Origin of the sequence: Arenicella xantha, from assembly GCF_003315245.1 — a bacterium.
Lineage (GTDB): Bacteria > Pseudomonadota > Gammaproteobacteria > Arenicellales > Arenicellaceae > Arenicella > Arenicella xantha.
Map to the genome: position 1 here is coordinate 191,054 of NZ_QNRT01000002.1, position 14,921 is coordinate 205,974.

Consider the following 14,921-nt stretch of genomic DNA (forward strand, 5'->3'; position numbering starts at 1 on the left):
TGCGCATCCATTTCTACACTCCTTAATAGCAGGTAAAAAATAAGCCCCAGAAAATGTAGCTAACAACGATTTCTGGGGCTTAAAAAACTTAGCTATTGCTAAGCACTACGCACAACTACACTGATAGCAGTAACACATTGTTGCGCCCTGCGGTCCCACCTCAAACTCATAACCAGCGCCGGCAGGAATATACATCCAGTCACCTTGAGTTAATTCGACATCCCCGAAATGGATAGACCCACTTATCATAAACCGGATACCAGCGCCCTCATCATGGCTGTGTTTCGGCACCTTGGTATAAGGCGCTCCGGACGAAATATACATTGTTGATGCAGACTCGAAATACACCGGTAGTAAGGTTTTGGTGAATCCCTTTGGAACGTTATCTACCGCTAGCGCTTTGTACATTAACTTTCTAATCTTAGGCTGACGAGAGTGCACGATTTCGCGAGAATTGATGCCTGCTTCCTTTTGCATCGATAGTATATTTTCAATACAACTCGCGAGTGTCGATTGGTTTGGATTAAACATTTTAATATCTCCTTATTAATTGGTAAAACTTAGACAAAACCAAGCTCCAACCCGACAACACATTCCTTTGAATTTAACGTCAGCTAAGTTCATTATCCATAAACCTATCCATAAACTTAGCTATACCAATCTGTCTCCTTAGCCCACCGTCATTCAGCTTGACTGAGAAAGGTGGAAATAGACATACCCAAACCTGTAATCAAAAATGCATATATCACACTTGGTCTACTCTTAAGTGCGCCAAACATCCAATTCCTCCCACTACTTAGTTTTATTATCGCATGATAAATAGCCGTGCATAAAAGCCAGCTCCACTAGAACGACTTATGACGTAGTCTATTTTGGTGTCAAAACCCTTAGTTTCATCGGCTCTTCAACGCCATAATTTCTTTAGCCCTCGCGTTGCTTGCGCTCATAAAATCCCAAACTAAGCTCAAAAATATTGCGAAATTAGACGAGTGGATGGGGAGTCGACTTTTCTTTAGTGTGGCTGTCCTCTTCAGGATGTCTTTAGGATGGCTGTCCATTTCTATTAACTCACCCTACTTTTCGCCAAATTGGTAGGACGGCTCACCCATAGAAATTGACAGACAGGGAACCTCACCGTCGATTTGAAAAATAGGTACCTATACTCATGTACAGGGTAAATGACTGCGCTAGGATAAATTCTGGTCTATCTACATCGCAGCGCTGGCTGTTGTTTGTTTGCAGCTCAAACAGCATTTCACTGGAGCCATTATTGAATGACATATCTCACTTCCCCTAACTTACAACAATTTGAATTAACTTGAAAAATTACGATATTGATAATTGGATCGACATGCTGCCATCGACTTGGGTCTTTAGACAGACACATCAAGCGATAAGGCTAATGGCAGTGTTTCTAGCGCTGACGATTAATTGTTCGGTACACGCTCTATCTGGCGGTGATGCTGAAGACGGCTTTCAAGCATTCGCGAACTACACAATAAATTCAATTGCCATACAGCACGACGCTACCATTGTGCTCGGTGGAGCGTTTTCGACTATAAACGGCTTCTCGCGACCTGGTTTAGTGCGGCTCCACCCTGACGGCAGCCTTACCACCAACCCAGGTGCAGACGCGCCAATACTCGGCGTTGCTGTACAAGCAGATAACAAAATACTTATCGGAGGCTTATTCACTAGTGTTGGTGGTGTTGAGCGCGCGGGCATTGCTCGGTTGAATGCGGATGGCACACTCGATTTAAGTTTTAATCCAGGTGCGGAAGGTGCCACTGGTTCATTTGCTTTTCTAGAGAATGGACAAATTATGGTAGGTGGTTTATTTAGCAGTATTGCCGGTGTTTTGAATAATAATATTGCGCGTCTAAATATGGACGGCAGCATTGATTCAACGTTTCAAGCAACTACCGATGGCGCCGTGCGAAGCATAATTCAACTACCCGATGGAAAAACACTGATCGCGGGCGAATTCAGCACCGTTAATGGTGAAAGTAGACGCGGTTTAGCACGCCTTAATGCAAACGGTTCTCTAGACCATCAGCTGAATGCAAACTTAGATGATGATGTATTCGCAATGCAGCGTCAGATTGATGGAAGCATCATTATTGGTGGTCGCTTTACCCAAGTTTTCGGCGCTATTAGAGAAAGGTTAGCTAGAATAAATGACAACGATTTACTGGATGCTAGTTTCGATCTACAGCCCGACGATGAAGTTAGAAGCATAGCAATACAAGACAACGGCGCCATTATTATCGGAGGCATGTTCAACTCTGTTTTTAAACCAGGCGTTGGGGTCACCGCGCGGAATCATATTGCCAAAATCACTAACTCGGGATTTCTTGATAGCAGTTTTGTTCCTAATGCAGACGGTGATGTGTTGGCCCTAGCACTACAACGCGATGGCAATATTCTTGCTGCCGGTCATTTTAATAGCGTGAATGGCTACAGTCGACCTTATATAGCCAGGCTCTATCCAAATGGCATCGTAGACCAAGACCTTATTGCCGATACAAATAGCAGTGTGCATGACCTCGCTGTGCAAGGCGACGGTAAAATAATCGTGGCAGGAAATTTTTCAAGCATTGGTGGGATTACAAAGGACAGGGTCGCGAGAGTTAATCAAGACGGAACCATAGATTCCACTTTTAGCGATCCAAATGTCAGTGGTTTTGTTTTTACTACGGCTATACAGCCTGATGGAAGGATTTTGATTGGTGGAAATATTGAAAGTGTAGATGGGACGACACGAACAAACATTGCTAGGCTTTTACCGAACGGTGATCTAGATCCAATGTTTGATCCAAATGCAGATAATTCAGTGCTTGGCTTTGGCCTACAGAGAGATGGAAAGATAATCGTAGTTGGCCGTTTTGAACATATCGGTGGTGTTGAGAGGCACAGCATTGCCCGGTTGAATGCCGACGGCAGTATTGATGGCGCATTCAATCCAAATATAAATAACAGTGTTTCTGGCGTCCATGTCAGAGATGATGACAAAATGTTGGTAATTGGGGGGCTATCGAATATAGGGGGACAGCCCGTTTCCGGGATTGCACAGCTGAATCCGGATGGAAGCTTAGATACGTCATTTACCTCTCCATCAATATTTAGTATTGATACTATGGCTGTTCAGAAAAATGGAATGGTTGTAGTCGGCGGTAGATTCAACTCTGTTGGAGGAATTGCCAGGAACCGTTTAGCTCGATTTGATATAGATGGCAGCCTTGATATGACCTTCGACCCTGATGTCGATATGTCGGTGACAGCTCTGTCTATTCAACCCGATGGTATGATTCTAGTCGGCGGGCGCTTTTCAAGCATTGGAGGTACGTCAAGAAGCATGCTTGCTAGGCTATTTCCAGATGGATCGGTTGACCCAAATTTTGACCCCAATGTCGATAACACGGCTGAAGGCAATGAGACTATATCTTCAATTTTGTCGCAACACGACGGCAAGATTTTGATCGGTGGAAACTTCTCACAAATCGGGGCTAATAATAGAGAAAATTTAGCTCGATTAACGCCTGGCACACCAGCGCAACAGAGTCTTGATGTACTTCAGGACGAAGGTTCAGTTTTCTGGCATCGAACTGGATCAGGGCCTGAATTGAGCGACGTGCGATTTATGATTGAGTTTTTAGACGATGGTAATGTTGAAGACCTAGGGTTAGCCACCCCTGTTGATGGCGGTTGGCAAATAAGTGGAATCTCATTACCTGAAGAACGGCTATTTTCATTACATGGCATGGGTAGTTATGGCACCCGAAAAAGTAGTCGTGGTTCTAGTTTGCACAGTGAAAAAATATTTTATTTAGAACCACTCCCTGATGACTCCATGTGTTTTCCAATCATTGCAAGTAATGCAAAAATTGCAATGATTTGTTTATGATGAGGTTATAGCGAGCTCTGACAGTCGGCTTTCTAGCCCATACCGGACATGAGCCCATTCGCTAGCAAAACAGCATAAAATGAATTATCTCACCCGAGAATTGGTACTAAGTTTGGGGAAAGGTCAGATGGAAGATGACCTAAAGAAAGCAAGGTGATAGCGAAGGGGTCGATGCAGGAGCGTATTCATCGCTCCGCACGACCGCAACGCTATCTTTGATACCTTGGAGTTCTGACAATAACTGTATGCACGATATGCAGAATTTCAAACCCGATCTAGCGAAGTATGTAAGGAGGTTTCACTGCTCTATGAAAGTCGATTTTTTGCCCAAAGCGGTCAGTTAAGAGCTAACCAACCGGTGAACACAAAGAGAACGCTTTAATCAATTAAATCATTATGTCTTGAGCAGATAAACCAATGTCATCAGCCCTACGACTAAAGGAAGAAAAATTTCATACCACCACAAAAGGCTTCCATATAGTTTTTTTCGGTATCTTTTCATTACCTTTTTACTCCATTCCGATCGAGCTTTTGTTATATAAGTTGATTCTTCTGAAGTCATGGCTTCATCACTAATTACATTCCATGTAGACTGTCCCGATGTCCCACCCGCTTCCATCTTTCTTAAACGAACAGCCCATTCAGCACGCTTGCTCATACTTTTAGTGAGATACAAATCACTTACCAGAACTGTCACGCCCGTTTCCACCTCGACACGCTTATCGCCGATGGCTGCATCGGGGTTCAAACCCTTTAAACGGATGACGCACTCTTCACGATCACCAAAATCAAATTGATCAGTTTTCCGAACCCAGTCACTCCTAGGCACAATTCTATAAAATCTTAATCCATCGATGCTCACCATAATCCGTTTAATATCCGAATAAAAATCAAACAAAAATGATAGTTCGAAGTATGCGATAAAGATCGCCATCATCCAGAAAACGGGGTTCAAATCCCTCAGCGGTTCACTAAACTTTATAAACAGTATTGACGACAGCTCTAACTTTGGATCCAAGGTCGCCAAATACAAAAGCGCTAGGCTCACGGATATCCCAAGGATAAGGTTACGCCTCTTGGATCTTGTAAATTGGCTTAGTACATGGTTTGGAGTCAACGCAGCCAATGAATACTTTGAGACATAATAATCTTGATCTGATTTCACGTTTGGGCTGTGTCCTAACATTTCAAAGTCCTCTTCACTAGCTAGTTTGTGATCGTGCTTCTGCAGTGAGAATATAATTTCACCGACTCGGGGCAGCTATAGCCTCAAATCAATGGATGGCCGAAATGAGTATGTTTCTGACCATGCAAAAAGTCAATTTCTGCTCTACAGTGCATATCCACATCCAGTTAGTTCGGAGGATGACCTTACGCGGAAATCATATGCATGTACTCTGCAATTCCGAATACGGTTGGTTTCTAGAATCATAAAGCACCTTCCCAATGTCTACATTGCGTCTACGTAACAGAAATGCATCGACAGACTGGAGTTAAGAAAATATTGAAAAATTATCTAAATCATTGTTTTTTTAAGGAATTTAAATGGTGCCGGGGCCGCACCAACATGACTTCCACAACACATTGATTAAATTAAATATTCCAACAACATATATGCAAACTACCCCCATTTATACCCCCAAATAATTTTATACAACCGCTTTTATGAGATAATTTAGTGGTTAAAAGTTCCAGCTGTCTATACATAAAAAACCTAGTAAGCGTCTTCAATAAGCTCGAGAGTACAGAGGTGTACCGCATACTCCATGTATGTAAAGTCACTTCAAAATTCACCAGCTAGATCACCACAGCGCGGCAGAGCTACCCCTGCCAATTCATCGTAGACAGAACCTAAGGAGTTAGGGCGCTAGACCATTCTTATTAGCTACCGTTTTAATCTTGCTTAACAGGTACTCCTCAAGCGCGGGGGCTTCGAATCTTGAGGTATCTGGCACCACAATCATGTAAACATATCTAACGTCAAAGTTCTCCCATTCATGTCTAAGTTTGCAGGTAGTTCTAAGTTTGTCTGCATAAGTGCAATAACTATTCACTCTATAGCCTAGCCCATTTCCCATGGATGCTTTGCCGATATAGAAAACTTCAAGGCTCGATGTCAAAAAAGCATAGACACCCGCCTCATCAAGGTACGGCCATGGATCAACCCATGTAGAACCAACAAGACTAGATGCGCCCGATTTCTCAGGAAAGAGATCAATCAGCTCGCTCCTTTTAAACGCCTCTAAACTCGAATGTCTATAAGTCTCACAATAAATATCAACGGCTGCATCTAAATCATCTAAAGTCATCAATTATCCACCTCATAGTAAAATCAAAATACTAGCATGGCGAATCCCCAGCTCAAACAACGCTCTGATTTCTTATTTCCAGCGCAACTGCTCTCGCCAACTCCTGAACATGGTTCGGCTCTTCAGCCTGCGGGTTTCTAAATTGTTCAAAAATTTCCGATTGTTTTTGAGGTTGCACCTCACCGTAACTCATGAAGGTAGTCAAAACCTTCGTATGCCCAAGATTTTGGCTCCATGCCTTGAATTGTTCAACAGTGTTACAACGCTGTTCGCCAAGTGAGGCAAGAGTGTCCCGAAAACTATGAGGATTGAAGTAATCTAAATCGGCTTGAGTGAATGCCTCTTTGAAAATATCGCGAATTGGATTAGTTGTTGTCCAGTGCTCTCTTTTTAGGCCACTTGCTTCAAACTGCTGTTGTTCGTTTACAATCATTCTAGTTTTAGGAAATAAGGGGTCATCGTTGCCGAACAGCGCCTCAGACCTCAGGTAGTTAATCCAATCGGCCACAATCCCGATAATATCCTCACCCACAGGGAAGAAGTAGCTAGTAAAGGATTTGCTAAACTTGGTATCGACTTCTCTTGCGTCCTGAATTACACGCTGACCTGCCAAGTCGACGTGCTTCAACTTCATTGATGCTATCGCGGCATCACGAGCGCCTGACAATAGCGTGAAGGCTATAAGCGCCCTATTTCGACGCTGTATAGGCGTGCTTACTTCCATCGAATCGAGAACGTGCCGAATTTGTTCTATGGTTGGCGCTAGCTTTTCACGACGAGTCGTGGCTATTCGGGCGTCTTTGGTTGATAGGTTGAAATATTCCATATCACCATATTGAAGACTAGACTTATATCCAGTTTGCTGGCACAACCACTGAAAAAATGATTTAACATGCCTGAGCGTAGTGTGTAGTGTAGACCTGCTAAGTGGTTTACCGGTCGACTTATTGAGTTGTTTTGCTAAGTGGGCTTTAAAGCCTTTTGCCTGTTGGTAATGAAACTTCTTAAAATCACCGTTTTTTATGTAATCCTCAAACCGACTAAGAGCCATCGCGACGCCATCGACAGTGGCGGAGTTTTGGCCCTTGGCATCGCTTAGAAATGTGAAGTATTGACGCTTGATACGCTCGTTTTTTGCATTGTGTTTCATGGTGTATTTATCTCTTAGTAAAAGTAACTGTATTAAGGGGGTTGGTATTACCTACCTATGTGTTTTAGGCCTCTCTTACAGTCACCTCCAATTTACGTCGAAGTTCAGGCAAAGTATTTACGCTGGAGATCTTATTGAGCAGGGTTTCGCACACAGAGCAAATTGCGACTAATCTCCCGGTAGTTTGGTTTATTGGAGCAAATTCGACCATATCGCCGTAAGGTGTTCGTGGTTGTCGGCATTTCAAGCAGTACAGCTCATGTAACTCACAAGGCTGCTTCAATCGCTTGTTTTTGGTCTTTAAGTAATCCCTTAATTGTTGACCTTGCACGCAGATTGGGCGCAAGCCATCAATCGGCCTCAATCCATCTTTTAGCCATGCCCGCACAGTGCCTTTGAAAACACCAAAGAGCGTGGCGATCTCTGCAACGGAATAGCTATAGTGAATTTTTGCTAGATTTGGATTGTAGCGTTTAGCCATTACCCTACCTCCCTGCTGCCTTCAATTCTCTCGACAAGCCAATTCTGAATATCACTTTCTAGCCAGCCCACCGCTCGCCCGCCCAAAGAAATTGGCTTTGGGAACTCGCTGTTTGCTATACGTAAATAGATGCTGCTACGAGATAAACCAGTAATTTCTCTAACATCGGGAAGCCTTAGTATTTTGTGTGTCATCGTTGAACCTCATAAAGGTAATTAGGATGACTGTAAGGCTATGTGTAATGTCCACAACTAAGGACTAACTAGGTTTTAGGATTCCTAATTAGGTTGTTATTTGTTTCTTGATTCAAGCGCTGCGGGTATTTGACTTAAAACCTTTCTAATAGTGTCGTCACTGACTCTCGCACCCATTTCTTCGGTTGCAGCTTCTATTGCTTTAGATATACCTCGCTGGTTATAGTCGAAATTCGCTTGATCGCACATAGTCGCCAATAAAACCAACAACGTATTTCGCTCCCTAGCACCAAGGCTCGAGCCTGAGCCTTGCGTGTCTTCACCCAATGATGACAAAAACCTGAGCACTTCATCGCTTTTCACGACATAGACAGCATCGTTAGGCAGTCCCCCCATTGGATAGTAGTCATTCTCCTTCGCGGTCTCTGATCTCTTTTCAAGGTACTCAGCTCTCGACGCGCGGTAGTCTTCGTGTAGCTTTCGAGCCGCTTTTTTTGAAATATTTTTCTCAATGATCGTTCTTTCTAATAACTCTCCACTTGCCTTGGAACCTTTTTCAAACTCATTCTGCTCAAAGCTTTCTTGCAACTGGCAAACCTGATTACCGCGCTGTAAAAAGACACCTTCAATCGTTTCCAATGTGACTGCGGGACCATCAGTTAACATTTGGTATTCATGCTCTAAGTCCAATTGCTCAGCACCCCACATAGACAAATCCCACGTACCCCCGACAGTTATGATTTCATCGTCCAAATTAATATATTTGTCCTCGCTTAACTTGAGGCTCTTAAGCACCGTTATTTGAGCAATGTCCTGCTCCAACTCTACTCCGTCAGACAGCAACCTCTTCAGCAATTCTGGGGTAAAAATCGAGGGAGAATCATAATAGACTGCATCTTCAAGACCACCAACTGTCCCTATTCGTGCTTTCGCAAAGTTCACAAGATTAACCGACAACTTCAAATGCCCATCAAGCGCGAGCCGAAATATGTCTTTCTTTTCAACTTGCTCGCCAAAAGCCGATGAAAAATGGGTTGCGGCCTCGGCTATCGTCAACCATTCTTTGAGTTTAAATAGCTTGCTCATTGGTTATATACTTGATCAGCATACTTAAGATTTTTCTTTGTTAGACTCAAAAACCAAGCCTTCTGCGTCGAACTCCAGCTTTTCAACTCCCAAAACAAACCCCACTCAAACCGATAAATAGCCCTTAGCAACATTGAATCATTCAAGATACAGACCAACAGATAGTCGAAACGCTTATCTTGCAAATTATGATCATTTGATAGATGAAATAAACCCGTACGCTTTGCGCTCGATAGAGTTACTGATTTGGTGGAATAAGCCAACCAGTCGCAGTCTTCTGCATCCACATCCTTTGCATTTGTGGGTAGTACGGCAAAACTCGGAAGCCCTACCTGTTTATTGAAAATAGTCTCACAATAACGCTCACCCAGCTCACCGACGATATTCTTGGTTCGGATAATTCCCCTTTCGCGAAGCGCCCCCAAAACGTGACCATAGGCCAGAATTAACTCCTCATCAGTGAGGTTGGACAAGTCTAGAGGCAATCTAATCTCCCCCCCGCTGCTCATAAAGATACTTCTGAAACCCAACAAATGTATCTCGAATAACCTTGGTTGAACCAAATTCCGTTGCTGCGTCGCTCAGTGTGGCGTACTTCAGTTGAATTAAACTTTGCATTTTCTTAGTAGACAGTTCTTGGACACCATCGGCGATGTATTTCTGCAATACAAAACTAATAAACTCTTGTTGCTTGGCGCTGTAGTTCTCTCGAATCTCTTCGATAGCGTACTGCGCCCTGCCTTCTCGTGTCTCGGTTTCTGCTTCAAACGCCACATACGCCAGCACGTCGTACACATCGCTGTCTCGGGCATCTATTAGGTCTCTCATGCCTTCTAGCTTTTCAGCGTCGTAGCCGTCCTCTGAGAGGTCTTCTAGTAGCTTTTCACGGGTATTTGGGTCACTCCATATCTCGCGTAGCTGGTCTTCGTTTTCAAAGAATCTAGGTAGGTCGCCGAACATGCGTTCTACGAACTCTTTGGCGGTGATGGGTTTACCTGAATCGCTCCAATACATTACTGCGTCTATGTGTCTAATCTGGCGAGTTTTGCCGTCGCTCAGTGTAATGACTATTTTCTCATTGCAGGTACACGGGCTATTACCGCAAATTGCACAGGCACCGGGTTCGCAGATACAGGGCGTTGTACCGCAAATTGGGCAGTTTTCTGGTTCACACACACACGGGGTTTGCTTACATTTTGTGCAAGGCTTGTCGCAAGCACAGGGTGTAAAACCGCATTCATCACATGGCTCTGGTTCACACGTGCAGGGAGTGTTATTGCAGACCTTGCAATCTTCTGGCGGTAGTGGCTCGCCATCCCATTCGGGGTCGGCGAAGTTGTGGTGGGCTTTGACAAAATCGTACACCGTGAAGAAATCTTTGCCTTCGATCACGCGTGTGCCTCGCCCAATGATCTGCTTGAACTCGATCATATTATTGCAGGGCCGCATCAGTACAATATTGCGTATATTGCGGGCATCCACTCCAGTAGATAACTTTCTTGAAGTGGTTAGGATGGTGGGGATGGTTTTTTCATTGTCTTGAAACGTCTTTAAGTCGGTCTCACCCGCCTTGCCATCGTTGGCCGTTACCCGCACACAGTAGTCTGTATTCGTTGTCCACCCTCGTTCAACCGCGTACTGATTAATAAAATCCCTAACACTTCCAGCGTGTTCTTGGGTAGCGCAGAAAACAAGCGTCTTATCTTTAGGGTTGATTTTGTCCATCCAATACTTAACGCGGCGTTGCTCGCGTGCTGGAATGGTGATGATTCTATTGAAGTCGCCCTCCTTGTATAGCCTACCGGGTTCAGGTTCTCCCTTTACCACTAAGCCATCACCGGGGGTATAAACATACTCATCCATGGTGCCGACGATGGTGAACACCTTAAACGGTGTTAGAAAACCATCATTAATGCCCTCTTTAAGTGTGTAACTGTAAACAGGGTCGCCAAAATAGTCGTAGGTATCGACGTTGTCTTTACGCTTTGGCGTAGCGGTTAGACCTAACTGCACCGCTGGTGAAAAATGCTCTAAGACTTCGCGCCAGCTACTTTCATCGTTCGCCCCGCCACGATGGCACTCGTCAATAATAATGAAATCAAAAAAGTCTTCTGTGTAGTCCTCAAAGTAAGCCTTGTCACTCCCTTCGTCATCTTTGCCACTCATAAAAGTTTGGAAGATGGTAAAAAACACCGCCGCGTTTCTAGGCACGTTACGCATTTTGGTTGAGCGCACATCCTTTGGTTTGGCGATGGTCATTGTGACGTCATCGACTTGCTGATTGAGTTTATGCAACTCATCAGAGGCGATGCGTACCAGTGCATCCTCGCCAAAGGCGTCGAAGCTATTAAACGCCTGATTGGCCAGAATATTACGATCTGCTAGAAACAAAATGCGCGGGCGTCGTTTAGCCGAATCGGGGTCTTTTTGTGTTTTTAAGGTCCAACGAGCATGAAACAATTTCCACGCGATTTGAAAGGCAATGGACGTCTTACCAGTGCCAGTAGCCAAGGTTAATAGAATCCGATTCTCACCTTGCGCGATGGAATCCAACACCTTATTGATGGCGTTCTCTTGATAGTAACGTGGTGTCCAACTGCCGCTTTTGGTTTCGATTGGAATAGCGGCAAACCGTTCACGCCAGCCACTAGTGAAATCAGGTTTAGGCGTACCATCTTCGGGGCTAAATGTAAGTGTCCAAAGCTGCTCAGGCGTTAGGTAGTCATCAACTAACGACTCTTGCCCAGTGAGTATATCAATCTGATAAATATCATGCCCATTAGTGGCATAGGCTATGCGGCACTGTAAACGCGTCGCGTAATCTTTGGCCTGACGAACACCCTCAACGTAAGACAAACCTTCTCGCTTGGCCTCAACGACCGCTAGCTTACGGCCTTGGTAGATCAATACGTAGTCACTGGATACCTTAGTGCCACGCTTGCCGCCAGTAATGATGCGACCAGGACAGATTTCTTCACGGCGGATATAACTGTATTCTACCACGCCCCAGCCATCTTGCTTGAGCTTAGGGTCAATCAGGTCTGCACGTGTATCCGCCTCTTTTCGATTCATGCAGCTATGTCCTTGCTTTTGGTCAGTTCTCCTGAGAAGGCTTTTTGGAGTAGGGATTTTTTGAGTTCTTCGAGCGCGGTTAGCTTTTCCTTGTAGATAGAAGTGATTCTCTGCGACTGTCTAACGAAGGCTAATACCCTTTCCACTATCCTTTGCTGTTCAGCATGACACGTCGGATAAGTAACGAGCATTTTATCAACCCTCGTTATATAAATATGTTTGATCGTGGCCCCACCAGCGTTTCCTATCATCTTTTTTTGATAGTCAGGACTACTCAATAAAAGACGAAGAAAATGCGAGCCTACTTTTTCATTGGGCCGCAACACAGCTACCGATTGGTTAACACAAATATCCGTTTGTTCTACTACTGCAAGCCTCCCAAGCGTCCCATCTTTCGTGAGTAGCACGTCGCCTAACCTTGGGCGACTTTTATCCGTCAAGAGGTTCTCGAAGGCATCACGTGAAGTGTGGCGAGCTGTCGTGTAGTCGACTTGGCCATCAATAACATTTTTCGCAGTTACCATCCACGGCCCATCTTCGACTGCTGGCATGGGGTTTGTAAATCCGTATGTGATCAGTTCGAGACATTCCGCAAGTGGGGTCTCAACCCACCCCTCACCACGCTGGCTAAACACCTGCTGCAAATAGCTATCAAATAACTCACGGGCATTCTTTAGATTCTGCTCGGCGTTGGCGCGGGCTTTGTCGATGTCGGCAAAGGCTTGATCGAGGATGGCGACGATGCGTTGTTGTTCGGGGATTGGGGGGAGTGGTATTGGAAATTTTCTTACCGTTCCAACATTCAGATTTCCTACTCCTGAACCACTGATACTAGATTTAGCAAGTTGCTTTACCTCGCTAGAGTTTAAATAGTATTTCAAAAACCGATTATACAATATGTCGTGCTTTGGCTTAATCAAAGTAAGGCTTACAAAAACGCTAAACTCTTCATCTGAATCAACAATTGCGGCCTCTCCAAAACTTCCAACTCTTGTGTATAAAATATCTCCCCTTGTAGGCTTATTATTTTTTGTTAATTCATCATGGTCTTGCTTAGTAATGTACTGATAACCATTCCAAATAATCATGCCATTTTTAACATTTTTAGCAGATAAAAATGGAATGCCCGAGTCTACATAATTTGGTCTCTTTGCTACACCGCAAGTAATTAGGTCGGTGACATCTACTAAATTGTGGACTGGCCAACAATCCATCATAACAACTCCCGAATATTACCCAGAATTACTTCACTCTCTTTATCCAATGCCATAATCTCTTCGATAATCACCGCTGGCTCACGGAAGATAACTTCATCGTTTTTATTCGGGTTTTTAACCGATAAATCCCAAGTGCTTTGGTCTATCTCGCTAACATCAACTGACCAAGATTGATCAGAATCAGCAAAGGTTTTCTGCAAGGCGACAAACCCTTTCAGGTCATTGTCATTCAGTGGGTTGGTCTTGCCCATGTTGCGGCCCACGTCTAACTGGTAGAACCAAACTTTCTGCGTGGGCGCGCCTTTCTCAAAGAACAACACCACGGTCTTTACACCCGCACCAATGAACGTTCCACCGGGGCAATCTAATACGCTGTGCAGGTTGCAGTTCTCCAACAGCTCCTTACGCAGAGCGACAGCGGCGTTGTCTGTGTTAGACAGGAAAGTATTCTTAATGACTACCGCAGCGCGACCACCGGGCCTTAGCTTCTTGATAAAGTGTTGCAAGAATAAAAAAGCAGTCTCGCCAGTTTTAATAGTGAAGTTCTGCTGTATTTCTGGGCGTTCTTTGCCACCAAACGGCGGGTTAGCCAATATGATGTCATGGCGATTGCTGTCCTGAATATCGGCTATATTCTCACCCAGAGTATTGGTATGGATTACGTTGGGCGCTTCGATGCCATGCAGGATCATGTTCATGATGGCGATGACATAGGCCAGCGATTTCTTCTCTTGAGCATAGAAGGTGCTTTCTTGTAGAATTTTCAGGTCAGTGCTAGATAGCCCCTCACGCTGGCGCAATACATCGTAAGTTTCACATAGAAAGCCTGCTGAACCTGCCGCACCATCGTAAACAGTCTCACCTATCTGCGGGTTGACTACCGCTATCATGGCGCGAATCAGGGGCCTTGGCGTGTAGTATTCTCCGCCATTACGACCAGCGTTGCCCATGTTCTTGATCTTGGTTTCGTAGAGGTGCGACAGCTCGTGTTTTTCTTCTTGCGAGCGAAAGCGCAACTCGTCTATTTTCTCTAGCGCATCCCTGAGACTGTAACCGCTTTGAATTTTGTTTTTGATCTCACCGAAAATCTCACCAATCTTGTATTCAATGGTGTCTGGGCTTGTCGCGCGTTGCTTAAATGACTTGAGATATGGAAACAGCTCATTATCGACATACTCCATCAGGTCATCGCCAGTGAGCGCTTCATTGTGATCGAAGTTACCCTCAGCGTCTTTCGGAGCCGCCCATGTATTCCAGCGATGCTCTGGATCAATGATGTGGCTGTACTCTTGCTCCATCAGCTCAGCAGCAAGCGCCTTCTCGCGTTCTAGGTCATCAAGGTACTTTAGGAAAAGCATCCATGAGGTTTGTTCTGTGTAATCCAGTTCACTCGAACAACCCGCGTCCTTATGGAGAATATCGTCTATGTTCTTAAAAACTTGCTCAAACACCCTTCGCCCCTTTTCCGTGTATTAAGGTCGGCCTGCACTATGGCTTTGATAAAGCTC

Annotated in this window: 12 protein-coding genes; 1 reads left to right on the forward strand and 11 read right to left on the reverse strand. The window is 44.6% G+C overall.

Translation table 11 applies throughout. The annotated features are described in order from the left end of the window. Positions 1-105 precede the first annotated feature (105 nt). Positions 106-531, reverse strand: a complete 426-nt coding sequence (locus tag DFR28_RS06760; protein WP_147250946.1) for a cupin domain-containing protein — start codon at positions 529-531, stop codon at positions 106-108. Positions 532-1,318: 787 nt separating this feature from the next. Here DFR28_RS06760 and DFR28_RS06765 point away from each other — a divergent pair. Beyond that, complete coding sequence (locus DFR28_RS06765) at positions 1,319-3,904, forward strand: delta-60 repeat domain-containing protein (protein ID WP_113953586.1); 2,586 nt, start codon at positions 1,319-1,321, stop codon at positions 3,902-3,904. A 394-nt stretch (positions 3,905-4,298) separates the two neighbouring features. On the opposite strand, the gene DFR28_RS06770 is transcribed toward DFR28_RS06765, so the two are convergent. The 10 genes from DFR28_RS06770 to DFR28_RS06815 form a co-directional block, all read right to left on the reverse strand. Then, the gene (locus DFR28_RS06770; RefSeq protein ID WP_113953587.1) at positions 4,299-5,090 is read right to left on the reverse strand and encodes a hypothetical protein; all 792 of its coding nucleotides are present in this window, start codon (positions 5,088-5,090) and stop codon (positions 4,299-4,301) included. Between the two features lie 673 nt (positions 5,091-5,763). Next, positions 5,764-6,213, reverse strand: coding sequence for a GIY-YIG nuclease family protein (locus DFR28_RS06775; RefSeq protein ID WP_113953588.1), 450 nt, complete (start codon positions 6,211-6,213; stop codon positions 5,764-5,766). Positions 6,214-6,265: 52 nt separating this feature from the next. Beyond that, positions 6,266-7,039, reverse strand: a complete 774-nt coding sequence (locus tag DFR28_RS06780; protein WP_245941739.1) for a tyrosine-type recombinase/integrase — start codon at positions 7,037-7,039, stop codon at positions 6,266-6,268. 388 nt (positions 7,040-7,427) lie between these two features. Continuing rightward, complete coding sequence (locus tag DFR28_RS06785) at positions 7,428-7,844, reverse strand: DNA-binding protein (RefSeq protein WP_113953590.1); 417 nt, start codon at positions 7,842-7,844, stop codon at positions 7,428-7,430. Beyond that, the gene (locus DFR28_RS06790) at positions 7,844-8,038 is read right to left on the reverse strand and encodes a helix-turn-helix transcriptional regulator (protein WP_113953591.1); all 195 of its coding nucleotides are present in this window, start codon (positions 8,036-8,038) and stop codon (positions 7,844-7,846) included. Before DFR28_RS06790 ends, DFR28_RS06785 begins: the two co-directional genes overlap by 1 nt. Before the next feature lie 96 nt (positions 8,039-8,134). Next, positions 8,135-9,124 carry a hypothetical protein gene (locus DFR28_RS06795; RefSeq protein WP_113953592.1) on the reverse strand — a complete coding sequence of 330 codons (990 nt, stop codon included), beginning with the start codon at positions 9,122-9,124 and terminating at the stop codon, positions 8,135-8,137. Then, complete coding sequence (locus tag DFR28_RS06800) at positions 9,121-9,609, reverse strand: hypothetical protein (protein WP_147250947.1); 489 nt, start codon at positions 9,607-9,609, stop codon at positions 9,121-9,123. The genes DFR28_RS06795 and DFR28_RS06800 overlap by 4 nt, the downstream gene beginning before the upstream one ends. Before the next feature lies 1 nt (position 9,610). Further along, on the reverse strand, positions 9,611-12,196 hold the full coding sequence (gene hsdR, locus DFR28_RS06805; protein ID WP_113953594.1) for an EcoAI/FtnUII family type I restriction enzme subunit R: 2,586 nt from the start codon (positions 12,194-12,196) through the stop codon (positions 9,611-9,613). Then, a complete protein-coding gene (locus DFR28_RS06810; RefSeq protein WP_170132002.1) occupies positions 12,193-13,410 on the reverse strand; it encodes a restriction endonuclease subunit S in 1,218 nt (405 codons plus the stop codon). The genes hsdR and DFR28_RS06810 overlap by 4 nt, the downstream gene beginning before the upstream one ends. Then, positions 13,410-14,864 (reverse strand): class I SAM-dependent DNA methyltransferase, encoded by a 1,455-nt coding sequence (locus tag DFR28_RS06815; protein ID WP_113953596.1) that lies wholly within the window; start codon positions 14,862-14,864, stop codon positions 13,410-13,412. Before DFR28_RS06815 ends, DFR28_RS06810 begins: the two co-directional genes overlap by 1 nt. Positions 14,865-14,921 lie beyond the last annotated feature (57 nt).